Source organism: Flavobacterium adhaerens (assembly GCF_040045115.1).
Taxonomy (GTDB): domain Bacteria; phylum Bacteroidota; class Bacteroidia; order Flavobacteriales; family Flavobacteriaceae; genus Flavobacterium; species Flavobacterium adhaerens.
The window spans coordinates 66,746-91,971 of the sequence record NZ_JBDLZX010000012.1 but is presented as its reverse complement, the minus strand read 5'-3'; the positions used below and the strand labels follow the sequence as shown (position 1 = coordinate 91,971).

Genomic DNA, 25,226 nt, shown 5'->3' with positions numbered 1-25,226 from the left:
GGTCAATTTAGGGCTCAAATTTTCTTTCATTCATATTGTATTCTGTAAAAAAAATGTGTTTGCCAATGGGTAGAGCTTGGCAGAAAATAGTATTTCCATATTTCAATTTTGTGGTATAGTATAACCAAAAAGATCGATTATGAATATAGACAGAATAGAATTTATATCATGGATGGACCGGATAATGGAACGATTTGATATTATTTCTGAAGCGGTTAACCAGTCTAGAAATCAGCCTAGTATTTTTGAAGGGGAGGAATTGTTGGACAATCAAGATGTTTTACAGATGCTAAAGATAAGTACACGCTCTTTACAAAGGTATCGTTCATGTGGAAAGTTGTCATATTATACAATTAGCGGGAAAATCTATTATAAGCTTTCAGATGTACAGCAGTTTGTCAGGGAAAGTTTTAATGTTTCCTTATCAATGAAAAAAGTCAGCAAGTGACAAATTATACCTGTTGATGCCGTTTGATGCAATACAACGAAATTCTCTGATATTTTCGAAAAGTAATTTTATAAATGGTAGAGTATGAAAGAACAAATTCCAAATAAACAAGAGTATATGGAGCAATTAGCAAAAATATTATTGGTATTGGATAAAGAGAAAAAGAAAATCCAAGCGGTAAAGAGTATTGATGAAAATGGAAAATTGGAAACAGTTGATCCTGTAAAGAAGAACCAAAACCAGTTTATGAAAGTCGATAAAAATGGCGATCTGTTTTCGAATTTCTTTTCCAATTTTTTCAGTCAACTGAATAACCCTACGAATTTCTCTTTTTTCAAAATACCGACACTTTTAGCTGTTGATACAGCTAAAGAAATGCAGAGACATCTAACTAATCCGACATCTGAAGGAGAACAGCTTATGAGGAAAAATGAAATAAAAATTGAACAAAAGAAAGATGAAAAACAATTAAATAAAAATAATATGGAAACAGCACAAACACCACAGCAAACTAGTGAGTTCCGTTTCAAACTGGAACAGATTGATTGGGAAACAATGAACAAACTCGGATTGAACAAAGAAAAACTCGAAAAAATGAATCTCCTTGACCCTTTGTTGAGAGGGTTTAAAACGAATGAACTAGTCCCCGTAAGCCTTAATCTCGGCACTGCAGTTACTCGAATGGATGCAAGGCTGTCTCTGCAGCACAATGATGACGGGCAGGTTATGGTTGCCATTCATGGCATAAGGAAAGAGCCTAATCTGAATTTTGCCTTTTTTGGGCATGAGTTCACAAAGGAAGACAAGAACAACTTGCTCCAGACGGGCAACATGGGCCGAGTGGTCAACCTAACCAATCCAAAAACGAAAGAGGCCATTCCCTCAATTATTAGTGTAGATAGGCTCACTAATGAGTTAGTGGCACTGCGTACTGATTTTTTAAAGGCTCCTGACGAAATCAAAGGGGTCAAACTGAATCCAGAGCAAAGGCAAACCTTATTGGATGGCAAACCGCTTTATTTGGAAGGTATGGTTTCCAAAAAAGGAGAGCCTTTTAATGCTACCCTACAATTCAATGCCGATAAACGTTTTGTTGAGTTCCTTTTTGACGGAATAAATGCTAATAAGCAAATCCAATCGCTGGAAGCCCCGAAATTTTTTAGGGGCAAAGAGCTGGACAATGAACAATACCAAAAATTGAAAGATGGTCAGACTGTCTATCTTAGCGGTCTAGTGGATAAGAAAGGCAAGGAATACAATGGGTACATCACTTTCAACAAAGAAACCAATAAAACAGACTTTTCTTTTCAAAACCCAAACAAAATCAAAGAAGAGGTAAAACCAACTGAAGCTCATAAAACCCAGACGGCGGTCAATTCCGAAGGTAAAACCAACGAATCGACCAAGAATATCAAAGAACCTTTAAAATCAGGTCAAAAAAATCCTGACAGCAAGAAACAGCAGGAGCAACAGGAAACACCCAAAGCACCTGCCAAATCCAAAGCACATAAAATATAATCTGTGATGAAAGTCGTTATTACAGAAAAACCAAGTGTAGCAAGAGAAATAGCCGTTTTGTTGGGAGCATCTGAAAAGAAAGATGGTTACCTAGCTGGAAACGGCTATTTTGTTACTTGGGCTTTAGGGCATTTAGTTGGACTGGCTATGCCAGAAGATTATGGGACATCGGGATTTCAGAAAGAATGTCTGCCGATACTTCCTAATCCCTTTTTATTGACGGTACGGAAAGTAAAAAAGGACAAAGGTTATACAGCAGACACTGGAGCATTAAAGCAATTAAAGGTAATTGAGCAGCTAATCAATCAGAGCGATAAAATCATTATGGCTACCGATGCAGGACGAGAGGGCGAATTAATATTTCGTTACATCTATGAATACCTAAAATGCAGTAAGCCCTTTGAGCGTCTTTGGATCAATTCACTTACCGAAAAAGCAATCAAGCAGGGATTTGACAACTTAAAACCTGGAAGTGATTTTGATGGATTATATCAGGCGGCGCAGGGCAGGAGCAGAGCCGACTGGCTTGTGGGGATCAATGCTTCTCAGGCGCTTTCAATTGCCGTTGGTAATGGTATTTATTCGCTCGGAAGAGTGCAGACACCTACACTTGCTTTAATTTGCAAGCGTTATAAGGAAAATAGAAATTTTGTGGTGCATCAGTACTGGCAGATAGAGTTGTCTCATACAAAAGAGTTCAAAGAATTTAAGGGCCTTTCCAAAAATAAATGGGAAGATAAAAAAAAAGCGGAAGATGCATTAAAGTCCATCAGAAGAAATGATAATACGGTTACTATTTCTTCTGTAGAAACCAAAAAAGTAACGGAACAGCCACCTTTGTTGTTTGACCTTACAGGCTTGCAAAAAGAAGCCAATAAAAAGTTGAATCTCACGGCTGAAGAAACCCTGAATATTGCACAAAGCCTGTATGAAAAGAAATTTATCACTTACCCACGAACCGGAAGTAAATACATTCCAGAGGATATGTGGGTAGAAATTCCCAAACTTATCAGGGCTTTGCAGGATATAGAGATCTTCAAGCAAGCAGTGCCCAAAATAAAATGGGGACAATTCAATAAATGTATAGTGAATGATCTGCGTATTACCGATCATCATGCTCTACTGGTTACGGACAAAATCCCTTCGGCCTTATCAGCTATGGAAAATGCTGTTTACAACATGATTGCCTTTCGATTGCTGGAAGCAATTTCACAACCCTGTAACAAAGAGATAACTGATGTCGCTTTGCAGGTTTTGCATTATGATTTTTTGTTGAAAGGCTGTAAAATATTGGAACCAGGTTGGCGTAGCATTAGAGGCAATTTCTCCGATGAAAACGCAGAACCACTGCAGGAGATGCCAGAACTGAAAACTGGTGACAATCTTAAGATAAAAGAAGCCATCATTCTGGAAAAGAAGACCAAACCACCTGTGCTTTATACAGAAGCTGGACTTTTGTCGGCTATGGAAACCGCTGGAAAAGAGACTGAAAATGAAGAGGAGCGAAAAGCATTGCAAAACATAGGTATTGGCACACCCGCCACAAGAGCCGCCATTATTGAAACCCTGTTTAGCCGTAACTATATTCAAAGAGAATTGAAATCCTTAATCCCCACAGAAAAAGGACTCCAAGTATATGAATTGGTTAAAGACAAGAAAATTGCTGATGTGGCAATGACAGCCCAGTGGGAATTAGCCTTGCAAAAGATTGAAAATAACGAAAATGATTTCGCAAAGTTTCAAAAAGAAATGGAAGGCTTTACTAAGGCTATTACACAAGAAATACTTGCATTATCAGTTGAAAAAGAGAAGAAGCCAGAATTAATTTGTCCAAGATGTAAAGTAGAGAAATTGATGATTCGGGATAAATTAATAAAATGTTCGGATTCAAACTGTAATTGGATACAGTTCCGAAATATATGTGGTATTCAGTTAAATTTAGCTGATTTGGAAACATTAGTTAATAAATCGAGAACAAGTCTCCTCAAAGGAATGATTAGTAAATCAGGGAAACAATTTGATGCTTTTATAGCTATGAATGAGAAAGGAGAGACAACATTTGTTTTTCCTGAAAAGAATAAGGAGTAAATAAAAAACTCCCATTGTAGAAATACCCCAAAAAGTTAGAGACATAATTTGGGGCATTTTTTATGATTATTTTTTAGATTCTTCAACAGAAGATTTTCTAAATTCTTTTAAAAGTTTTTCAAGTTCTAGGGAAGCTTTACGTGCTCTGATTCCTGCTGCTTTGTTTCCTTTTTCTGTTTGTAATTCAGCTTCTGATTTGAATATTTCAAACTCGGAAGCGATTTTTTCGATTAGTTCTTTCATAAGATATTTTTTTAAGTGAAAGTTGTAAAAGTAACCATTACAAAGGAAATCTAATTTATAGAAAAGAAATTTTTACAATTAATTTTCTAACTCTTTTGTACTAAATACTGTAAATCAGGATCATTTTTAATACGCTTCAATTCACTCTCGATAATCAAAACGATATCCTGTTTTATTTTTCTGTAATTGGCTTCAATCTGGGCTTTCATTTTATTCTCGCCATTTTCATCAACGAAAGATAATATTTCTGGTATTTTTTGATAGGACTTAGTTTCGGCGGTAACTTTTCCTTTATCTACAACAATTTCGGCGTGAAAAATTTTCTGTTCGATACGTTCATCAAAATTATCAGAAACTGCCCCTACAAATACTCCCTGTGTTAATGTCGAAATTTTTGAAGCTGGTATTAGGCTGTCCAGTTGTGTCGATATCGATGTTGATTTGTCGTTTCGATTAATGGTCATACTTTGTCTTTTCTGTAGCACTTTTCCAAAGCGTTCTGATAAGCTTTTAGCAGTTTCTCCTACCACTTGTCCACTGAAGATATTACCTACCGTGTTTTGTATAACCTTGCTTTCTTTGTCTCCGTAATCGCGTGTTAATTGTGAATAATCCTGAAAACCCAAACAAACCGCTACCTTGTTACTTCTGGCAGTTGCTATCAGATTATCTAATCCTCTGAAGTAAATTGTAGGTAATTCATCAATTATAACAGAACTTTTTAATTGTCCTTTCTTATTGATTAGTTTTATAATTCTCGAATTGTATAAACCAAGTGCTGCAGAATAGATATTCTGTCTATCCGGATTATTTCCAACACAAAGTATTTTAGGTTCGTTCGGATTGTTGATATCCAATGAAAAATCATCACCCGTCATTACCCAATAAAGTTGAGGAGAGATCATTCTTGACAAAGGGATTTTAGCAGAAGCTATTTGTCCTTGCAATTGATCTTGTGCGCCACCTTGCCAGGCATCCATAAAAGGGGATAGGTAGTTTTCGAGATCTGGGTAGGAAGTAAGGATAGTAAAAACATCAACATATTTCTTGTTGAGCAATTCAATGGCATGAGGAAAAGTACAATACTTTCCGTTATCATATATTTTTAAAAACCAAATGATAGCTGCTAGTAATATAATTGGAGATTCTACAAAGAAATCGCCCTGTTTCTGTATCCAACTTCTGTTAAGATTCAACATAATTGTATAAGCCGATTCATAAGCATCTGATATATCAGTCATAAAATCTGGATTGATGGGATTACAACGATGACTCCTGCGAGGATCATCAAAATTGATGATGTAGAATTTTGGTTTAACCTTATACTTATCGGTATGTTTCAGTAAATGATTGTAAGCAATGGTGGAAAGATCATCGAATTTGAAATCATAGATATACATTGAAAATCCCTTTTCGATATGCTGTTTGATATAATTGTTTATAATGGCATAACTCTTACCTGATCCAGGTGTACCTAATATAATAGAAGCTCTAAACGGATTTACTACGTTAATCCAACCCTGATTCCATTTGCCTTTATAATAAAATTTGGAGGGAAGATTTACAGAATATTCATTTTCCATCAATTTAGTTTCCTGCATGAAACTTTCGTTTTCGTTATTAAAAACATCATTCATCAGATTGTTGCGAAGCAAACGGCTAATCCATATCCCAGCAACCATTAAAGCAATATAACCCATTGAGCTTGTGAGAATATACAATGAAATAGATAATTGTAGTAGCGGTGTGTTTAGAAAGAAAAAAATAACACCATTGATTAAGACAATATAGATTTTGACCCAGGTAATTTTTTCGTTTTTTACACCTTTTGTTCCTAAACAACTTAATGCCAGTAAGACCAATGCAAAAAGCTTGGTATATAATGTATTGGAGAATAAGTTCGCTGTTCGCTGGAAATTAGCTAATATCTTATTGAGCATTTGTAATGTCCAACCTCGTTCTAAAAAAAAGCTATAACAAAACCAGTAAAAGTGTATCAATACCAACAAGATACTTACTGCAAGCATGAAAGCCATGATTTTGGCTAGTCCTCTTAAATCGTCTTCTCCTTGCATTTTTGAAAAATTAGAAAGTGTAGTTAGTGAAATATAGGATTAAGCAAAGTGTTTTAAACGAACGGGTTTCAAAATGCATTTGTTGTCGCTATTTGTCTATATAAAACTTAAATTGGAATTTTATTTTTTATTACCATTTTTTCTGCGTCTTTTCTTCATTTTGTTAGCAAATGTCAGTTCTTCATAATCCTCTCCCTGTGTTTTTGGTAATATACTACCAAGGATTTCCATAAAACCAAAATCAGTACTAGTTTGAGTAGATTGGCTCTTATCGAGAAAATCAAAAAGAGCATGTGGTTTTTCAGTTTCTGATTTTGTATTATTTTTTTCGGGTGACAAAATCTTTATAGTGTCATGTAACTCATTTTGATGTTTTTGAGTAGTTTTTTCATTCCAACAATCATTAAAAATATTAGCCGAAAGATTTTTACCCAGTTGTGATCCATTCCAAACGCTCCGGGATTCATGGTCAATAAAGGAAATACCGTAAATACGTCCTTCATGATTCCTACGAATAACAGTATTGACACCTTGTTCAAGTAGTTGTTTCTTGAATTCGGTTTCATTAGAAGTGGTATGGATTGCAATTTCTATGGTCTTTTTTAAAATTTCTTTTGCCATTTCAGTTTTTATTTTTTCTTTCGATTGCTCGAAATGTTTTTGTAAAGCATCCAGTCCTGCTTGTTTTCCAAAGAGTGAGGCTTTGAATGGATTACTTGCTTTTTCTCCCTGCTCATTCAGCGCAAAATAGACCAATCCTTGTTTAGGATGTCGATGTAATTCACTTTTTACTTCTTCAGCGGTAATGTTAAAAAGGGAAAGTAAGGCATTGTAAGTCCCCAATCCTTGATAGTGATAATATTTGGGTAAATGTCGAACTACCGAGGCAATTTGACTTTTTATATTAGCTGCCCTGTAGTCAATCGGTCTGAAAAGTTCTTCTTTAGGATGACGGTTTTTTTCCGTTGCAGGTATTAGTTTGTATTCTTGTTCCAATGCACGGCAGGCATTCATGGATCGTAATTTTTCATAATTATCAGCTATTTTTTTACCGTTACGGTCTACACAGGTTGATACAATATGAATATGAGTTCGTTCAATATCGGTATGTTTAAAAACTACATAAGGTTGATCTCCATAACCCATACGTTCCATATAGTCTTTTGCTATTAGTTTGAAATTTTCATCGTTTACGTTGTCTCTCGGATCAGGGTTGAGCGAGATATGTAAGACGGGTTTTTCAGTTCGTTTATTTGCAATCAGATAAGGTTCAAATGAGTGATACAATTGGGCAACAGTATAATTTCCGTTGATTGTTTCCCTTATTCTATGGGTAGCTAACACTTCTCCGTTTTCCTTGTCAACTTTAAGTTGGTTATAAGAAAGTGCTCCAATTATATTTACTCCACGACCAATCTTTGCTATCATTTTTTGTCATCTTTAATCAAATGTTTTGCTTCAAATTCCTCGGTCAACTGTATTATGTCACGGCATAATTTGGCTAATTCTGCTGTTTGTTTTTCTAATTTAAACAGATAAGCAGCCGCTTTCTTTTCGGAAAAATTGCGGTACAATGTCTTCACTATTTGATTGTAATTAACACCAACAGCACGAAACTGACCATACAAAGTGGTTAATCGCATATAATAATCCATTGCAGCCATGTCAATTTTTACGGTTTTTATTAGTCTTTCAAATAGAGTAGAAGTGATAAAATGTGCTTTATTATCAACTCCTGAAGCTTCATAAAGGGAAAGAAATTTAGCATTTTCTTCGTCAGTCAAACGAAAAACATAACGATGAATGCTGGGATTCTTTTTAGGATTCCTGCCGCCTTTGTACTGTTTATTGTTCTGTTGTTCATTCATCATTAATCTATTTGTAAATTTTACAAAACACCGACTTCGGAGGATGTTTTTAGCTCCCTGCAAGGGCAAGTTGTTTTGAGGCACGGAATTCATTTCGAGTGCCTCAAAACACAACTTGCTCTGTTCTGGAGAACAGATAATCCGTCCGCCTGTCGGCGGGACGGATTTAATAAAGCAGGGAAAAACGGCTTAACGCCGTTCCAGTTGCTGTCCAAATATTGATTCAATCTTTCCATTGACTTATTGGATTACTGTTTTATACAAAGTAAATGATTGAATACAGAATCATTATAATGTGAAAGATTGCCAAGAATAGCCAGTAAAGGCCAATTACTACCATGCTAATAAAAGCAAATACATAGCTGTATTTCTTTGTACTTATTAATAGATATAAGGAGATAAGTATGTACAGAGGTAACAACATAATTGCATAGAAAAGTACAGCTATATGAATTTAAATAAGTTTATAAACATCTACTTATCTACATACAGTAATGAAGATCTATTTGGATAGCTGAACAGCTGGGTATGTACTTGCCTGACTATAGAATTCGATACATAAAGATAAATCTATATGCGGTAGTAAGTAGATAACTGCTGAAATACACACATAAGTAATTGGAGATACAAATAATTGAAACTGTTGAAATATGAATGCAAAACACAAAACAATATTTATCGCCTTTTCTTCTCAAAAGGGTGGTGTCGGAAAAAGTACATTCACAACTCTTGTTGCAAGTACAATGCATTATCGATTAGGCTATAATGTTGCCGTATTTGATGCCGATTTTCCACAACACAGTTTGATGAAAATGAAAACCCGAGATTTGGCAATGGTAATGGAAAATGAGCATTTGAAAAAATTAGCGTACAAACAATTTACTACCATAAACAAAAAAGCCTATCCCATTATGCAGCACAAAGCCGAAAGTGTATTGGAAGCGGCTCAGGAATTTTTGAATTCCTCTTCAGTGCCTATTGATGTCATATTTTTCGACCTTCCAGGAACGGTAAATACTCCAGGTATACTCAAAGCATTGGCAGGAATGCACCACATTTTTACGCCTATTACGGCTGATCGTTTGGTCATGGAGAGTACGCTTGTATTTACACAGCTTTTGCAGGACGTGATTATGAAAAAAGGGACGACTTCCATAGAAACCATTAATCTGTTTTGGAATCAGGTGGATGGGAGGGAAAGTACACCTTTATATGATGTTTACAATCAACTTATTGAACAATTGGGATTAAGCCTGATGCAAAGCAAAATCAAGAATAGCACTCGCTTTCGTAAAGAAAGCGAAGAGAATAGCAAAACTGTATTTCGCTCTACGGTTATGCCTCCGGATGAACGTTTAATGAAAGCTTGTCAGTTAGATTTATTTGTAAACGAATTTTTAAAAATCATTCAATTATAGTTTATGGAGAAAGATAGTAAGAAAAAAAATACTCCTGAAATTAACGAGGAGTTGATGATGAACCTGATGGTGGACGGTATAAAAAAAGAAGGCTTACAACTACCGACAGAACTGACTGAAGAATCAGAAAAGGAAAATTTTAAGCCTAAAGAATTGCCATCTGCCAAATCAGAAATTAAAGAAAAGACCAGAACTAAAAAGACAAGCGAACCAGATTACGAGAGTATTTTTTTCAAAAGAATTGATACCAATGCCCGCGATGGGAAAACGGTGTATATCCGGCCCGATTTTCACGAAAAACTGTCCCGAATTGTTCAGGTAATTGGCGAAGACAAGATCACTATTTATGCTTATCTGGATAATTTGTTGAACTACCATTTTCAGGAATTTGGTGAGCAGATAACCAGAAGTTTTAATGATAAATACAAACCTATTTTATAAGCCATGGAAATAGTAATTGTGATATGTTTACTGATTGTAATTATTCTGCTTTTGCAGGATAAGATTGTTGTCAAAATAGAGAAAGAGCAAAAGGTAAAGCAGAATAAAATAAATCCCAACTTGCCCGATATTATGGGACAACCTAAAACACTAAAAAGACTTTCGGTGCCAATTAATACAAATGAAAGTCAAAAGAATAAGCAGGAAGATAAAACGGATAATTTTGATATTGAAATTGAAGATCAAGATATTGATAAGCAAATTCCGCAGGAAGAGCCGGACGAAGTTTTCAGAAATATACCAGATTTTGAGGACGAGGCAGAAGAATGGAATAGTTATAGAATATTAGATGGTGATAACGGTTTTGCTCAAGGCGTTACCTTTGAAGAACTAAGCTCCGTGGGGATGTTGCTGCAAAAAGAAAAATTGGAGCCTTCTCAAAAGGAAAAAGCAATTGCTATAGTTCAGAAAATACAGGGAACCGAATTATTCGACCTACTGGAGAATTCTATGGAAAGTGCTTCCCGTAAAATAGCTGAGCTATTGGACAGTAGCCTTTCTTCTGAAACTGAAACCAGTTCTTCCACTTTGCGGAAAAATGATTTTGAGGATTTTGATATTGGGGAGTTTGTGTGAACAAGCTCCTTTTTTATTTTTAAGTTGTTTAATTGCGAAAAAGGAGGGAATTCGGGGTTAATCGCAGATTAAGACTTAAAGGATCATGGGGGTAGTGAAATATAGAACTAAGATTTTAGGAAATCTGAATAGAGAATATTTCTATATTATAATGGCCGAGTTGTTGGTTATAGATTAGCTTTTCTATCGAAGATATTGAATTTTACCATTTTATGAATAAGGATTTCCATATTAGGGATTTCTGTTTAAGTAAATTACTTTTGTTATTGGATTAATTTTAAAAGACCTTTAAGGGACTGAAAAAATGAATATCTTTGAGCCATATACAATTTCTATGTAAAAAAGAAATTAATAGATTGAAACTTGTATTTATAGGGAATGATTTAATTCATAAATGGGTTTATAAATAATTAGGTTAAACTTAAGTAACTATTTCACGATGGCGTGTAAATAGAGTATGGTATTCTATTAAAAATATTTATTGAAATTGTAGAAGTACTAAATAATAAGATTAATATTATCTTTTAATGACTAATAATACAGTTAAAATACCTTTTAAAGTCTCAGCAAGAGCAGGTAAGCTTTTGGGTAGAGAAAACTTTTCCAATCCTGAAGGAGCAATTACAGAATTGGTGAAAAATTCTTATGACGCAGATGCAGAAAATTGTTTTGTTTTTTTTGACATTCCTGTTATGCAAAAAAAAGATGAAAATGGAGAAATCTACATAGTACCAGATAAAGAAAATAGTATTATCTATATTATTGATAATGGCGATGGAATGGAACAGAATATCGTTGAAGAATACTGGATGCAAATAGGGACAGGAAATAAAGAACAGTTTTATTTATCAGATAAAGAGCGAGTAAAAACAGGTGCTAAAGGTATTGGAAGATTTGCATTAGATAGATTGGGTTTTGAAACCGAAATGTGGACTCTTTCAAAAAATAAAAGAAATAATGATGGACTGTGTTGGAAAATGAATTGGTCTCAATTTGATGATTTAGATAAGTCAATTTCTGAAATCGAAGCAGAACTATCTCAAGAACAAATAGATATTAAAGAAAAAATAGTTGAAATACTAGGCTTAGGTTTTGATTATTCCGAAATTAAAAACATCACTTTTAATCACGGGACTATTTTAAAAATTAGCAATTTAAAAGATGAATGGTTCACCGATGAAATCAAAAATGTTTTTTATAGTCTAGAAGCATTAATTCCTCCAAAGGAATTAAACATACCTTTTCAAGTTTACTTTAAGTATATTCAAAATTTATCTCAATATGGAGAAGTAAGAACAGCTTTTTTTAATGATTTTGATTATAAAGTAACAGCTAAATATGATGCTGAAAATCTAGTAGTTAATTTTACAGTTGAGAGAAATGAACTTGACTTACAATTGCTAAAAAGAAAATTTGGGCATTTATTTGAAAAATTTTCTGTTCCTTTTAATATAGAAACGATTGAAAGTAAGGTGTTTTCTTATTCTAAAAGCATTGCAAAGCTTTTAAATTGGGAATTGAATGAATTTAGAAAAGAATTTTTAAAAGAATTAGGTGATTTTCAGTTCACATATAATTATATCAAGTTTACTAATTCAAAAAAAGAGGGATATCCTTATAAAAATATAGTTAGTAGAGAAAGAAGAGCAACACTTGAAAGATTTGGTGGAATTAAAATTTATCGTGATTCATTTAGAGTTAGACCTTACGGGGATCCTAAAAATGATTGGCTAGGCTTAGGTTTTAGGGCAGCGAAAAGCCCTGCTGGTGCTGGTCAGCGTATAGGTGATTGGAGAGTGAATAACGAATCTTTAGCAGGTATTGTAACCATTTCAAGAAACAATAACCCGTTACTTGTTGATAAATCGGACAGAGGAGGGTTACAGGAAAATGATGCATTTGATTTATTTAAAAATATCATTACCGCTATGATCCATGAATTTGAGGTCGATAGATCTAGAATACTAAATCCTATATATTTATTTAATAAACAAGAAGAAGAGAAAAGAAAAAATGAAGAAATTCAAAAAAGAGCACATGAATTAGCCTTGAAGATTATTGAAGATAGCAAATCGAATAATTTCCAAAACGAAAATGAACAGAAGGAAGCGTATGAGGAATTTTTCAAAGAATCTTTTAGGGAAATTATTGATGATAAAAAAGATGAAGAGAATCGTGAGATTGTCCAAGTCAGATCATTGGCAAGTTTAGGTTTAATTGTGTCTTCCTTTTCTCATGAATTGAAGGAGGTTAGTAACAATGCTGCTGAAATAGTAGAATTAGAAAGGAATGTTTTGTCGCTAATTCCTGAAGAAAATAAAATCCTACCAAATGGTATTAATGATTCTACTGAGTATGGAGATGTTATTGATATTTTTGAATTACTTAAGGACGATAAAGAAAAAATCAAACATTGGGTTGATTATACGCTTACAGCGATAAGAAAAGACAAACGAACAAGGACTAATTTAAATTTTGGGGATTTCTTTACGCAATTACAAGATACTTGGAAAAGAATTTTTAAGCGTAAGGATATAAATTTTGTTGTTAATGATGGAATAGGGACAGATAAGTATAGTTTTAGGGCTTTTGAGATGGATATGACAACTATTTTTTCAAACCTTATAAATAATTCTATAGATTCCTTTGAGGATAAGAATTCTGTGGATGACAGAAATATCTCAATTGACTTAGCTATTGTAAATAACAAAATTGAAATTGTATTTTCTGATAATGGAAAAGGATTAGATAAGACATTTGAAAATAAAGAGGACATATTTCTTGCTTTTACTACATCCAAAAGAGATAGAATTGGTAATGAAATTGGAACTGGACTTGGTATGTATTTGGTAAAATCTGTTATAGATGATAACAATGGGAATATTGAAATTTTAGAGCCTCAAGTTGGCTTTTCAGTTAAAATTTCATTTTCAGTAAACTAAAAATATATAGCTATGGATGTTAAATATAAAATAGGTTACATTGACGAAGATATAAATCAGGTTAAATTATATAGAAGGAAGCTGAAAAATTTCGGTTTTAAAGTTATTGGTTATGAAATAACTAAAGGTATGTCTTTGCAAGAGTTAATGGAACAAGTATATAGCTCTGATATTGATTTATTAATGATTGACTTTAGATTAAAAGAGGGTAATATTCTTGCCTTTAATGGTGATGAGGTAGAGAGAGAAATTTATGAAAAGAAACCTCTTTTCCCCCATATCATCTTTACCAATAAGGCAGATCAGGCAGAGCCAGATGTAGACGACCTCAAGATAATTTTTGATAAAGAGATTGTCTTTCCTGGTGACAATGGTGATGATCATCCTAAAACCAAACATTTTATTGATGTTCTTACTAAAAGTATAGAACAATACAAGAAACACATATCAAAAAGAAAAGATACCATTTCAGAACTGTTGGAAAAAGAGAAAACAAATGAGTTAAATGTAGATGAAAAGAACTTGCTACTATCTACTCAAAGAGATTTACTAAGTCTCGATAAAATGAGAATGATGGAGACTCCTGAAAACTTAACTTCTATTGATAGTTTGGAGAAAATTGCCAAAGCAAGGCAAGATGCGGAAGCATATATTAAATCATTATTAGAAAACGGAAATGATGAAAGTAAGGGATAAATTACCAGTAAGAAGACCTAATCCTACGAAAAATCCAACTGGGGATGGTTGGTCACAGCATAAACCCGATTTAAGAGAAGATTTTCATAAACACTGTGCCTATTGCGGTTCTTTTGATGGGTTTAGTCATACTTGGTTTGAGGTGGATCATTTTGTACCTAAATCACTATTTTCAAAAACAGGAAATATCGGGTTATGTCAATATGACAATTTAGTTTATTCCTGTAAGTTTTGTAATAACGTGAAACTTAGTAAATGGCCATCTAAGGATGAAACAATACCCAATGTAAATAATAAAGGTTTTGTAAATCCTTGTAGTAATGATTATGATATTCATTTGTATCGTACAAATACTGGAAGTATTAGGTGGTTAACAGATTTAGGTAAATGGATGGTTGAGATTGGATTTAAATTTGATGAAAGGGATTATGCAGTTAAACTTTTATGGGAATTGAATCAGCTAAGAAAAGCGATTGAGATTTTAACCTTGGAAGCCAAAAAATATTCTAAAGGTTCGGAAGAATATAACAACATTATAAAAAAATCAGAAGAATATGGCTTAAAATACTTTCTATATCGAAACGAGTTAGATGAGTATTATAAGACTATGTAATAAATGAAAAATATTTTTAAATATCTAGAGTCCTATTCAACACTTCCTTTAGAAGTGGATAAGCTCATTGTGTCTGCTTTTATTGAAATTAATGGATTAAACCTTATAAACAATAAACTTCTTATAGATTATTCAATATCACAAAAACGATCAGTAAAAAGAAAAAAATTAAATGAGTTTAAAGAAATTGTAAGAAATACGATTGAAAACTTTAGTATTGAAAAATTGATTGAACTCTTTGAGTTTGTTATTTCCCCATCGGATAGAATTATTAACGGAGCGATATATACACCTTCTGATATAAGAGACTATATAGTACGTCAAACGTTCAGAAATAATGCAAATATTCTTAATGAAGTTACTATAGCAGATATTTCGTGTGGTTGTTCGGGATTTTTATATACAGCAGCAAAAGAACTGAGAAGAAGAACAAGAAGTACTTATCAACATATTTTTCAGAATCAGATCTTTGGCTTAGACATTCAGCAATATTCAGTAGCGCGAAGTAGATTATTGCTGTCATTATTGGCTTTATCTGAAGGAGAAGATGTAGAAGAATTTCATTTTAATTTACATCAAGGAGACGCTTTACTTTTTAGTTGGGAAGAACATTATCCAGACTTTGAGGGATTTCAAATCATTGTGGGAAACCCTCCGTATGTTTCTGCTCGTAATCTTGATGAGAATTCAAAAGAAAATGTAAGGCTTTGGGAAGTTTGTGCTACTGGGAACCCGGATTTGTATATTCCTTTTTTTCAAATTGGATATGAGAATTTAGCTCCTAATGGTATTCTTGGATATATTACAATGAATACTTTTTTCAAAAGTCTGAATGGTAGAGCTTTAAGAGGTTATTTTGAAAGAAACAATACATCTATTAAAATTATTGATTTTGGAACCCAACAGATATTTAAATCGAAAAGTACATATACCTGTATTTGCTTTTTAGAAAATACGCAAAGAGATTATATTGAATATCATAAATCGATAGATAGAGAATTACCAACGAATAGAAATCAATACAGTAGAATAAATTACGTAAGTCTTGATGCAAGAAAAGGCTGGAATCTAAATGATAATGAAATTATTTCAAGAATTGAAGCCACGGGAACACCTTTCGGGGAAAAGTACAAAACTAGACACGGTATTGCAACGTTAAGAAATGACCTTTATATTTTTAAGCCAGTAAAAGAAGATAATGAATTTTATTATCTCCAGAACGGTAGTTTGTATCCTATAGAAAAAGGAATTTGTAAAGATATACTGAACTCCAATAAATTGAGTAGAGATATTGATTTCGACGAAGTAAAAGAAAAAGTTTTGTTTCCATACAATGATGAAATTAAACCTAAAGCTCTTGAAGAAGAAATTTTAAAAGAGAAATTTCCTTTTGCTTATAAGTATCTGAAGAAAAAGCAGGAAGAATTAGCAAAACGAGATAAAGGCAAAGGCAAATATGAGAAATGGTTTGCTTTTGGAAGAACCCAATCTTTGGAGAAAGTTGGGAACAAATTGTTTTTTCCAAAATTTTCAGATAAAACTCCAAGCTATTTAATTAGCAATGATGATGATTTATTGTTTTACAATGGTCAGGCAATTATAGGGCATTCAAAAGATGAAATGTTATTAATTAAAAAGATTTTAGAATCACGTCTATTTTGGTATTACATCAAAACAACAAGCAAACCCTATTCATCTGAATATTATTCTTTAAATGGAACTTATATCAAAAATTTTGGTATTCCTAATTTTACTGAAGATGATATTGATTTTTTAATCAATGAACCTAATCAAAATATTATTGATGCTTTCTTGGAAGAATATTATGATGTTCAATTAAGAGACGAATTAGTTTAAAATTAATTATGGATATGCAAACAGAAACTACTCATTTAGTTAAGCCACTATTTTAAATTTCAATTGAAAATAGTGGTTTTGTTTTTATTATGCATTCAATATTCTTTTTTCTAATTCTCGTTTTGCTATTTCTTTTTCTCTTACTCTTCCCACTCTAATGGCATCGACTAAGGTTAATAATTCGTATAAATCCTTATCTTTTAATGAAGCTGTTACGAGAGTAGGGTATAAAGGTTCTATTGCCTGGCCACGGTCTGATCCTTTTGCATACGGCCAAACATAGTTATCAGTTGCCTGAATTATTTTATTCAAAGGTTCCGCCGAATGAGCTGTTAAAATTCCTCTGACTAATGCTCCTGGTTGTTGTGGAAAAGCATAGCTTACACCATGAATTAAAAACTCGTTAAAAGCAATTTTGTTCACTTTTTTTCGGGTATCATCAATTAGTCCTGCATATTTGGAACGATTTAAAGATTGGCTTACTTCAGATTGGCTCATGCCTAATTCTTCAGCAATAGTATGATGAAACCAAGGCTTTTCACCCAGTGCAATTATTTTTAACAAAATTACAATGTCTTGCGGTTTGAGATTATTTTTTGCTTGTGCCATTCTGATATTTCATATTGCGATATGCAATATTACCTATAAATTTTATAATAAGCAACTTTTCATCTATATATATCGCATATTGCAATTTACGATATATGAAGTATTTATTTACTCAAATCTTTGATTTTTATTGTATAAAGTAAATTATTACGTCTTCTTCTGCCAAACAGTACCACTTAAAGACAATTCATTAATGTGTTCCTGATTCCATAAGATATTTGTTCTAAAATCCTGCGACGCACAGGAATGTCTAACAAATTAATTCATTCAAATCATGGAAAAACAAAGAAAAAAAGTTTTGCTGACAGCACTGGCAATATTGTCAGGAATTAGTGCATTTGCACAAGGAGACGGCTCAGCAGGTATCACTGAAGCTACTCAAATGGTAACTTCTTATTTTGATCCTGCTACACAGCTTATTTACGCCATTGGTGCGGTGGTGGGCCTTATAGGAGGCGTTAAAGTGTATGGCAAATTCAGTTCAGGTGATCCCGATACAAGCAAGACGGCTGCAAGCTGGTTTGGTGCTTGTATTTTCTTAATTGTTGCGGCTACTATCTTGCGTTCATTCTTCCTTTAATCTTCCGCCTTATGAAGTACAATATCAATAAAGGGATTGGAAGAATGGTAGAATTTCAAGGACTGAAAGCACAATACTTGTTCATTTTTGCAGGTGGATTGCTCGGAACACTTATACTGGTCATGATACTTTATATGGCTGGGGCTAATTCTTACATCTGTTTGTTTTTAGGAGCAGGTTTGGCTTCACTAATTGTTTGGCAAACTTTTTCGTTGAACAAAAAGTACGGGGAGTATGGTCTAATGAAGTTAGCCTCCAGAAAGCGACACCCTCGTTATATCATCTGTCGCAAATCGGTACGTCGCCACATAAAGTGTACTCCTAAATGGAATGTAGTATGAGAAATGTAGCAAAGACCACCACATTGGAAAGTAAGTTTCCACTATTGGCAGTAGAGAACAATTGTATTCTTTCCAAAGATGCAGACATTACTGCCTGTTTTGAAGTGCGTTTGCCAGAACTCTTTACCGTAGGTTCTGCAGAATACGAAGCTGTTCATTCCGCTTGGTTTAAAGCTATTAAGACTTTACCAGACTATACGGTAGTACACAAGCAAGATTGGTATTTGAAGGAAAGCTATGCTCCGGAGTTGGAAAATGAAGACTTGAGTTTTTTGGCAAAGTCTTACCAGGGTCATTTCAACGAACGTCCTTTTCTAAATCATTATTGCTACCTCTTCCTGACCAAGACTACTAAGGAAAGAATGCGTACACAGAGCAACTTCAGTTCGCTTTGTAAAGGTGTATTGATACCAAAGGAAATAAGGGATAAAGAGGTGGTACACCGTTTTATGGAAGCAGTTGCGCAGTTTGAACGTATAGTGAACGATAGCGGATTTATAAAACTGCAACGCCTGACGGAAGAAGATATTGTTGGAACGGATGGTAAACAAGGGCTGTTGGAGCAGTATCTCACGCTGTCAAGGGAAGCAGGAACCCCTATGCAGGATATTGTACTTGGAGCGGAAGAGGTGCGCATCGGCAATAAAAGATTGTGCTTACATACCTTATCCGATACGGATGACCTACCATCAACGGTATCGGTAGATACCCGTTACGAAAAATTATCCACCGACCGAAGCGACTGCCGTTTGTCATTCGCCGCTCCAGTGGGCTTACTCTTGAGCTGCAATCACATCTATAATCAATATCTGTTTTTGGATAACAGTGAAGATAACCTGCAAAAGTTTGAAAAGTCCGCTAGGAATATGCACTCACTGGCTCGTTATAGCCGTGCCAATCAAATCAATAAAGAATGGATTGAGCGTTACCTTAACGAAGCGCATAGTTTTGGGTTGTCTTCTGTTAGGGCACACTTTAATATTGTGGCCTGGTCGGAAGACCCAGCGGAACTGAAACAGTTGAAGAACGATTGCGGAAGTGCCTTGGCACTAATGGAATGCAAGCCCCGCCACAATACTACTGATGTCGCCACTTTATATTGGGCAGGAATGCCGGGCAATGCAGGTGATTTTCCCAGTGAAGAAAGTTTTTACACTTTCATTGAACCAGCACTATGCTTCTTTACAGAGGAAACAAACTATACCAATTCTCCATCGCCTTTCGGTATCAAGATGTCCGATCGATTGACAGGAAAGCCGATTCATTTAGATATATCGGATTTACCAATGAAGCGTGGTATTATCACGAACCGTAACAAGTTTATATTAGGGCCGTCAGGTTCTGGTAAATCGTTTTTTACCAACCACATGGTTAGGCAATACTATGAGCAAGGTGCGCACGTACTGCTTGTTGACACAGGTAACTCTTATCAGGGGTTGTGTGAATTGATTAAAGGAAAAACCAAAGGTGAAGATGGGGTTTATTTCACTTACACAGAAGACAATCCTATTGCCTTTAATCCTTTCTATACGGATGACGGTATTTTCGACATAGAAAAACGAGAAAGCATAAAAACACTGATAATAACCTTATGGAAACGTGATGACGAACCACCAACCCGTTCCGAAGAAGTGGCATTATCGAATGCGGTAAGCGGTTATATCGAACGTATCAAACAGGATGATTCATACCCATCTTTCAATGGCTTTTATGAGTATGTACAATGGGATTACTATAAGATATTGGAAGAAAAGCAGGTTCGGGAAAAAGACTTTGACATTGCCAATTTCCTGAACGTACTGGAACCTTATTATAAAGGAGGGGAGTACGATTACCTGCTCAACTCTGACAAACAGCTAGACTTGTTGTCCAAACGTTTCATAGTATTTGAAATTGATGCCATCAAAGATCACAAAATCCTTTTTCCAATCGTAACTATCATCATCATGGAGGTGTTCATTAACAAGATGCGTAGGTTAAAAGGAATCCGTAAACTCATCCTGATTGAAGAAGCTTGGAAAGCCATTGCCAAGGAGGGAATGGCAGAATATATAAAATATCTCTTCAAAACGGTTAGGAAGTTTTTCGGCGAGGCTATCGTAGTAACACAGGAGGTAGATGATATCATTCAGTCGCCTATTGTCAAAGAAAGTATCATCAATAACTCTGATTGTAAGATTCTGCTTGACCAGCGCAAGTACATGAACAAGTTTGATGATATACAGGCGATGTTGGGACTTACCGACAAGGAAAAAGCACAGGTGCTTTCCATCAACATGAACAACGACGCAAGTCGTCTGTACAAAGAAGTTTGGATAGGCTTGGGAGGCACGCACTCTGCAGTGTATGCCACTGAAGTTAGTTTGGAGGAATATATGGCATATACCACTGAAGAAACTGAAAAAATGGAAGTGATGGAGCTGGCTTCTGAATTGGACGGCAATGTAGAACTGGCCATCAAACATATGGCTAATCAGCGGCGTGATAAATCAAATCAATAATAAATAACAATTTAAATTTTAAAAATAATGACAAAGATTTTAAGTCTGGTGTGTGTGACATTTATGTTTGCCACAGCACCTTCAGTAAAAGCCCAATGGGTAGTAACCGATCCCACTAACTTGGCATCTGGGATTCTCAACAGTGCCAATGAAATTGTACAGACTTCCTCGACAGTGAGTAATGTCATAAAGAATTTTAAGGAAGTGGAAAAGGTATATAACCAAGGTAAAGAATACTATGATAAACTGAAAGCTATAAACAATCTGGTGAAAGATGCTCGCAAGGTACAGCAAACGGTACTCTTGGTTGGAGATGTGTCGGATATGTATGTGAAGAATTTTGGTAAGATGATAAACGATCCAAATTTTACACCACAGGAATTGGTGGCCATTGGTAATGGTTATTCGGCATTGCTGGGGGAGAGTACCGAACTACTCAAAGAACTCAAACAGATTGTCACCTCATCGAGTCTTTCTTTAAATGACAAGGAGCGTATGGATATTATCGACAGGGTATACAAAGAAGTTAAGGATTATCACAGTTTGGTACGCTATTATAATAATAAGAATATTTCGGTGAGTTATTTGAGATCCAAAAAGAAAAATGATTCCCAAAGAGTCCTTGAACTTTATGGGACATCTAACCAAAAGTACTGGTAAGCATGGAAGGGAATAATCTTCATGAAGTCCTTCGTTCCTTGTATGATGATATGATGCCCCTTGTGGGAGATATGGCTGCAGTTGCTAAAGGTTTGGCGGGATTGGGAGCTTTGTTCTATGTGGCATTAAAGGTTTGGCAGGCACTGAGTCGCGCCGAACCTATAGATGTGTTTCCGATGTTGCGTCCTTTTGCTTTGGGGCTTTGTATCATGTTTTTTCCAACTATTGTTCTGGGAAGTATTAACGCAATTTTAAGTCCTATTGTAACAGGGACGCATGCCATACTCGAAGATCAGGTTCTTGACCTAAACATGTTGCAGGAGCAGAAAGATCAATTGGAATATGAAGCCATGGTAAGAAATCCCGAAACAGCCTATATGGTATCTGATTCAGCGTTCGACAAGAAATTAGAGGAACTGGGGTGGTCTCCTTCCGATATCGGGACAATGGCTGGGATGTATATGGACCGGCAGGCTTATCAGATAGAAAAGGCTATGAAGGACTGGTTTCGGAATCTTTTAGAAATACTCTTTCAGGCAGCTGCGCTTGTTATTGATACCATACGCACTTTTTTTCTGATAGTCCTCTCAATACTTGGACCTATAGCTTTCGCAATTTCGGTATGGGATGGTTTTCAGGCCACGCTCACACAATGGTTTACTAGGTATATAAGTGTGTATTTATGGTTGCCTGTTGCAGATCTTTTCAGTTCGATGCTGGCGAGGATTCAATCGCTGATCATGGAACGGGATATCGAAATGTTGTCTGATCCCACCTACATCCCGGATACTTCCAATACCGTGTACATCATTTTTATGATAATTGGTATTGTGGGCTATTTTACTGTTCCGACAGTAACGGGTTGGATTATCCAGGCTGGTGGAGCGGGAAATTTTACACGCAATGTAAACCAAACTGCCATGAAAGCTGGAAACATAGCTGGAGCAGGGGCAGGTTCAGCAGTTGGGAATATTGGAGGTCAGCTACTCAAATAACGTAAAATGAATAATCATAAGAAAAATGGAATTTAAAACGCTAAGAAATATAGAAAACAGCTTTAGTCAGATACGATTGTACGCGATAATATTTGTTGTACTCTGCGCAGGTATCACGGGATATTCCATCAGGCAATCCTATCATTTTGCAGAAGTACAACGTAAAAAAATCTATGTGCTGGACAATGGTAAATCTCTGATGCTTGCCTTGTCACAAGATGCGAATATCAATCGTCCTGTTGAAGCAAGAGAACATATCAGACGTTTTCACGAACTGTTCTTTACATTGGCACCAGACAAAAGTGCAATTGAAAGCAATATGGAACGTGCTTTTAACCTTGCTGATAAAAGTGCCTTTGATTATTACAAAGACCTTTCTGAAAAAGGCTATTACAATCGTATCATATCGGGTAATGTTCAGCAGCGTATCGAAGTGGATAGTGTTTCGTGCAATTTCGACAACTATCCTTATGCAATTCGTACTTACGCCAAACAATTCATCATCCGTTCGAGTAATGTAACTAAACGTAACCTTATTACTTCATGCTATCTCGTGAACTCTGTTCGTTCTGACACCAACCCTCAAGGGTTTAACATAGAAAAGTTTTCGGTGGTTGAAAACAAGGATATTGAAGTTATCGAACGTTAAAAACAATTCTATGGAAGCACTATTGGATTTAAACACATTCGCGAAATTACTCATCGACAAAGGTTATAGCGGTTATTTCCATACACAAGGGGTGTATCCCGGAAAGCTAAAAGACAGTATAGGTGAATACCTCGAAAGCTGCGATAAAGGAACAGACAGTTTGCTTAAGCAGGATTTGTTGCTCACAAGTTATTTGCAATGGTCGGGAGAAGATTCGCCTCGAGTACAATGCAATATGTGGGTAAAATGTTTAGACGACAAATTTTCTATCAACAGAATGGAAGTGGAAAAAAAGGATGGATTTGGGCAGCTACTAAAAAAAATAAATCTGACAGGTCTTTCTATAGCATCAGTACCCCGAGCAGTGGAAGTAATAGCATTGGTCAGTGAAGAGTTAAAGCAAAAGGAAGAAAAAAGTCTAAAGCGTTTCAAGTTATAACAATATTAATTGTAAGACTATGAAAAAAATAAGGGCAAATATAAACAGATACTTTGAAAGGTTAGATGACCGTTGGCGGATATTGCCAATTCGAAAACAGTATCAATATACGCTGTACTTTTTTACTGTTTACTTACTACTTACAATTGCAGTTATTTTAAAAGTAGGATACGATACTTCAAAACCAGACAATAATATGGTTATTGAGCATATCAGGAATCCTGTTTTCGAAAAGAAGTAAAGTTTTATTTGATGTAGGATATAATAATGAACAAGCTTAAAAATAAGTTTTATGAAAGAGAAGAAAAATGTAAGCATCCTCGTTGAGGGGAGCGATCAAAGTAAATCATCAAATCGGTTCGAAGATCAAAAGAGCATTAGGGAAAGACTGAAAAAACCATTGATATTCGGTTTGATGGGGATAGTTTTTATGGGTTGTATGTATTTGATTTTTAAGCCGTCACCCGATAAAAAGGAAATCGAGAACATTGGTTTGAACGAATCCGTACCGCAGGCTTCTGTCACGGTAATGCAATCTGCAAAGCAAAAGGCTTATGAGCAGGAAATGTTGGAACAGAAAGAAGAGGAAAAGAGACATGCATTGGTAACGCTTTCGGATTACTGGAATTCTAAGGAAGATGAGGTACCGTCAGATGAAAGGTCTGAGGAGCAAGAGAATGATAGTAATGGTAACAGAAGATATGGTAACTCCGCATTAAAAGGTTATCGAAATACGCAAAGAACGTTAAGTTCCTTTTATCAGGATGATAATTCTGAAACAATAGGGCTCCGCAAACAAGTGGACGAACTAAAGGAAAAGCTGGCTGAAAATGACGTGCCTAAAAATGTTACGGTAACAGATCAATTGGCTTTGATGGAAAAATCGTATCAGATGGCTTCAAAGTATTTCCCTTCGGGAACAAATAAAGGGCAGTCCGTAAATATTGACAGTACTGTTGACCGTAATTCTGTTTCAAATTCAAAAATAGAATATTTTGAGGCATTTAGTCCTACAAGTAAAAAGGCCGTGTCGAATTTGCATAGGGGCATTTCGGATAGTATTTTCTTGAATGATTGGAGTGAAAAAAGGAACAGTGATTTTTATACTGCGGGTGCTGCAAAACAAGTGAAACAGACCAAAAACAGTGTGAAAGCCTGTATAGAGAAAACACAGACTATTATAGGTGAAAGTGGAGTGCGTTTGCGATTATTGGAACCTGCCCAAACTCCCAACCACACTATTCCTAAAGGGACGATAATTACTGCAATAGGTAAATTTCAAGGGGGACGTTTACAGCTAAAAGTTAGTTCAATAGAACTAAATGGCAATATTATTCCAGTAGATATAGCCATTTATGATATCGATGGACAACAGGGGCTGTACGTTCCCTATTCACAGGAAATGAATGCCCTTACGGAAATGGCTGGCAATATGAGCCAGACTTCGGGAACAAGCGTGATGCTAACGCAATCAGCGGGACAGCAGGTGGCCGCAGACCTTAGCCGTGGTGTGGTACAAGGCATTTCTGGCTATTTCTCCAAAAAGATAAAAACGACAAAACTTACCCTAAAGGCAGGGTATCAGGTTTTTCTAGTTTCCAAAAAATAA

Annotated in this window: 24 protein-coding genes; 19 read left to right on the top strand and 5 right to left on the bottom strand. The window is 35.2% G+C overall.

Translation table 11 applies throughout. The features are described from left to right. The first annotated feature begins 139 nt into the window (after positions 1-139). From ABEB18_RS15005 to ABEB18_RS14995, 3 genes are all read left to right on the top strand, one after another. The gene (locus ABEB18_RS15005) at positions 140-448 is read left to right on the top strand and encodes a helix-turn-helix domain-containing protein (RefSeq protein WP_348800135.1); all 309 of its coding nucleotides are present in this window, start codon (positions 140-142) and stop codon (positions 446-448) included. A gap of 84 nt (positions 449-532) precedes the next feature. Further along, positions 533-1,966 (top strand): DUF3945 domain-containing protein, encoded by a 1,434-nt coding sequence (locus ABEB18_RS15000; RefSeq protein WP_348800134.1) that lies wholly within the window; start codon positions 533-535, stop codon positions 1,964-1,966. 6 nt (positions 1,967-1,972) lie between these two features. After that, on the top strand, positions 1,973-4,054 hold the full coding sequence (locus ABEB18_RS14995) for a type IA DNA topoisomerase (protein ID WP_348800133.1): 2,082 nt from the start codon (positions 1,973-1,975) through the stop codon (positions 4,052-4,054). A gap of 66 nt (positions 4,055-4,120) precedes the next feature. Here the strand turns inward: ABEB18_RS14995 and ABEB18_RS14990 are convergent, their stop codons facing one another. From ABEB18_RS14990 to mobA, 4 genes are all read right to left on the bottom strand, one after another. Next, positions 4,121-4,297: a BF3379 family histone-like protein gene (locus ABEB18_RS14990; protein ID WP_348800132.1), complete on the bottom strand. Its 177-nt coding sequence runs from the start codon at positions 4,295-4,297 to the stop codon at positions 4,121-4,123. Between the two features lie 86 nt (positions 4,298-4,383). Beyond that, positions 4,384-6,372 carry a conjugal transfer protein MobC gene (gene mobC / locus ABEB18_RS14985; RefSeq protein ID WP_348800131.1) on the bottom strand — a complete coding sequence of 663 codons (1,989 nt, stop codon included), beginning with the start codon at positions 6,370-6,372 and terminating at the stop codon, positions 4,384-4,386. 120 nt (positions 6,373-6,492) lie between these two features. Beyond that, on the bottom strand, positions 6,493-7,800 hold the full coding sequence (gene mobB / locus ABEB18_RS14980) for a conjugal transfer protein MobB (protein WP_348800130.1): 1,308 nt from the start codon (positions 7,798-7,800) through the stop codon (positions 6,493-6,495). After that, the gene (gene mobA, locus ABEB18_RS14975) at positions 7,797-8,240 is read right to left on the bottom strand and encodes a conjugal transfer protein MobA (RefSeq protein WP_348800149.1); all 444 of its coding nucleotides are present in this window, start codon (positions 8,238-8,240) and stop codon (positions 7,797-7,799) included. The genes mobB and mobA overlap by 4 nt, the downstream gene beginning before the upstream one ends. 650 nt (positions 8,241-8,890) lie before the next feature. On the opposite strand from mobA, the gene ABEB18_RS14970 reads away from it, so the two are divergent. The 7 genes from ABEB18_RS14970 to ABEB18_RS14940 all read left to right on the top strand — a co-directional run bounded on the left by ABEB18_RS14970 (position 8,891) and on the right by ABEB18_RS14940 (position 16,843). After that, on the top strand, positions 8,891-9,658 hold the full coding sequence (locus tag ABEB18_RS14970; protein ID WP_348800129.1) for a ParA family protein: 768 nt from the start codon (positions 8,891-8,893) through the stop codon (positions 9,656-9,658). Between the two features lie 3 nt (positions 9,659-9,661). Next, positions 9,662-10,099 carry a DUF3408 domain-containing protein gene (locus tag ABEB18_RS14965; protein WP_348800128.1) on the top strand — a complete coding sequence of 146 codons (438 nt, stop codon included), beginning with the start codon at positions 9,662-9,664 and terminating at the stop codon, positions 10,097-10,099. 3 nt (positions 10,100-10,102) lie between these two features. Then, positions 10,103-10,735 carry a conjugal transfer protein TraD gene (locus tag ABEB18_RS14960; protein WP_348800127.1) on the top strand — a complete coding sequence of 211 codons (633 nt, stop codon included), beginning with the start codon at positions 10,103-10,105 and terminating at the stop codon, positions 10,733-10,735. Between the two features lie 527 nt (positions 10,736-11,262). Further along, positions 11,263-13,677: a sensor histidine kinase gene (locus ABEB18_RS14955; RefSeq protein WP_348800126.1), complete on the top strand. Its 2,415-nt coding sequence runs from the start codon at positions 11,263-11,265 to the stop codon at positions 13,675-13,677. Between the two features lie 12 nt (positions 13,678-13,689). Beyond that, positions 13,690-14,373, top strand: coding sequence for a response regulator (locus ABEB18_RS14950; protein WP_348800125.1), 684 nt, complete (start codon positions 13,690-13,692; stop codon positions 14,371-14,373). After that, positions 14,354-14,986 carry an HNH endonuclease gene (locus tag ABEB18_RS14945; RefSeq protein WP_348800124.1) on the top strand — a complete coding sequence of 211 codons (633 nt, stop codon included), beginning with the start codon at positions 14,354-14,356 and terminating at the stop codon, positions 14,984-14,986. Before ABEB18_RS14950 ends, ABEB18_RS14945 begins: the two co-directional genes overlap by 20 nt. 3 nt (positions 14,987-14,989) lie before the next feature. Then, the gene (locus ABEB18_RS14940; RefSeq protein WP_348800123.1) at positions 14,990-16,843 is read left to right on the top strand and encodes an Eco57I restriction-modification methylase domain-containing protein; all 1,854 of its coding nucleotides are present in this window, start codon (positions 14,990-14,992) and stop codon (positions 16,841-16,843) included. A gap of 87 nt (positions 16,844-16,930) precedes the next feature. Here the strand turns inward: ABEB18_RS14940 and ABEB18_RS14935 are convergent, their stop codons facing one another. Beyond that, the gene (locus tag ABEB18_RS14935; RefSeq protein WP_348800122.1) at positions 16,931-17,452 is read right to left on the bottom strand and encodes a hypothetical protein; all 522 of its coding nucleotides are present in this window, start codon (positions 17,450-17,452) and stop codon (positions 16,931-16,933) included. Between the two features lie 274 nt (positions 17,453-17,726). Here ABEB18_RS14935 and ABEB18_RS14930 point away from each other — a divergent pair, with 274 nt between their 5' ends. The 9 genes from ABEB18_RS14930 to traM are packed head-to-tail and all read left to right on the top strand — an operon-like array spanning position 17,727 to position 25,226. Next, on the top strand, positions 17,727-18,032 hold the full coding sequence (locus tag ABEB18_RS14930) for a DUF4134 domain-containing protein (protein WP_348800121.1): 306 nt from the start codon (positions 17,727-17,729) through the stop codon (positions 18,030-18,032). An 11-nt stretch (positions 18,033-18,043) separates the two neighbouring features. Continuing rightward, complete coding sequence (locus ABEB18_RS14925) at positions 18,044-18,373, top strand: DUF4133 domain-containing protein (RefSeq protein ID WP_348800120.1); 330 nt, start codon at positions 18,044-18,046, stop codon at positions 18,371-18,373. After that, positions 18,370-20,874 (top strand): TraG family conjugative transposon ATPase, encoded by a 2,505-nt coding sequence (locus ABEB18_RS14920; RefSeq protein ID WP_348800119.1) that lies wholly within the window; start codon positions 18,370-18,372, stop codon positions 20,872-20,874. The genes ABEB18_RS14925 and ABEB18_RS14920 overlap by 4 nt, the downstream gene beginning before the upstream one ends. A gap of 27 nt (positions 20,875-20,901) precedes the next feature. Continuing rightward, on the top strand, positions 20,902-21,534 hold the full coding sequence (locus tag ABEB18_RS14915) for a DUF4141 domain-containing protein (protein WP_348800118.1): 633 nt from the start codon (positions 20,902-20,904) through the stop codon (positions 21,532-21,534). Positions 21,535-21,536: 2 nt separating this feature from the next. After that, entirely contained in the window at positions 21,537-22,529 is a 993-nt protein-coding gene (gene traJ, locus ABEB18_RS14910) for a conjugative transposon protein TraJ (RefSeq protein WP_348800117.1), read from the top strand. Between the two features lie 25 nt (positions 22,530-22,554). Further along, positions 22,555-23,178: a conjugative transposon protein TraK gene (traK, locus tag ABEB18_RS14905; RefSeq protein WP_348800116.1), complete on the top strand. Its 624-nt coding sequence runs from the start codon at positions 22,555-22,557 to the stop codon at positions 23,176-23,178. Further along, a complete protein-coding gene (locus ABEB18_RS14900) occupies positions 23,159-23,617 on the top strand; it encodes a hypothetical protein (RefSeq protein ID WP_348800115.1) in 459 nt (152 codons plus the stop codon). The genes traK and ABEB18_RS14900 overlap by 20 nt, the downstream gene beginning before the upstream one ends. A gap of 19 nt (positions 23,618-23,636) precedes the next feature. Beyond that, a complete protein-coding gene (locus ABEB18_RS14895) occupies positions 23,637-23,858 on the top strand; it encodes a nitrogen regulatory IIA protein (RefSeq protein ID WP_348800114.1) in 222 nt (73 codons plus the stop codon). Between the two features lie 51 nt (positions 23,859-23,909). Beyond that, positions 23,910-25,226, top strand: a complete 1,317-nt coding sequence (gene traM, locus ABEB18_RS14890) for a conjugative transposon protein TraM (protein WP_348800112.1) — start codon at positions 23,910-23,912, stop codon at positions 25,224-25,226.